At 71.2% G+C, this 621-nt stretch carries 1 protein-coding gene; it reads left to right on the top strand.

Features of this window, described 5'->3' with window-relative positions:
* Positions 1-621, top strand: a 621-nt coding sequence (locus IO24_RS41775) for a ketoacyl-synthetase C-terminal extension domain-containing protein (protein WP_037669982.1), incomplete at both ends; no start/stop codon positions are given.

Below are 621 nucleotides of genomic sequence, written 5' to 3'. Positions count from 1 at the left end.
ATCAAGATGGTGATGGCGATGCGGCACGGTGTGCTGCCGCGGACCCTGCACGTGGACGAGCCCTCGCAGCAGGTCGACTGGTCCGCGGGCGCGGTCGAGCTGCTGGCCGAGGCGCGGGAGTGGCCGGAGAGCGGGCGACCCCGCCGCGCCGCCGTGTCCTCTTTCGGGATCAGCGGCACCAACGTCCACACCATCATCGAGCAGGCACCGGACACCGACCCGGCCGAGGAGCCGGTACGGACGGTGACCTCGCCGGTCGTGCCATGGGTGCTCTCCGGCTCGTCCGAACCCGCCCTGCGCGCCCAGGCGACTCGCCTCCTCGCCGACCTATACCGTCACTCGGAGTTCGAACCCGGCGATGTGGCACTGTCGCTGGCCACGACGAGGGCGGCCCTGGAGCATCGGGCCGCCGTCGTCGCTGGCGACCGGGATGAACTCCTGGCCGGGCTGGCTGCGTTGGCCGAGGGCGAGCGGATGCCGGGCCTCGTACAGGGGTCCGTCACCGAGGGCGGACGTGTCGGTTTCCTGTTCACGGGGCAGGGGTCGCAGCGGGTTGGTATGGGCCGGGAGTTGTATGGGGCGTTTCCGGTGTTCGCGGAGGCGTTCGATGCGGTGTGTGCG

The organism is Streptomyces flavovariabilis, from assembly GCF_000725785.1.
Taxonomy (GTDB): domain Bacteria; phylum Actinomycetota; class Actinomycetes; order Streptomycetales; family Streptomycetaceae; genus Streptomyces; species Streptomyces hawaiiensis.
This window is presented reverse-complemented; position numbering and strand designations above follow the sequence as displayed.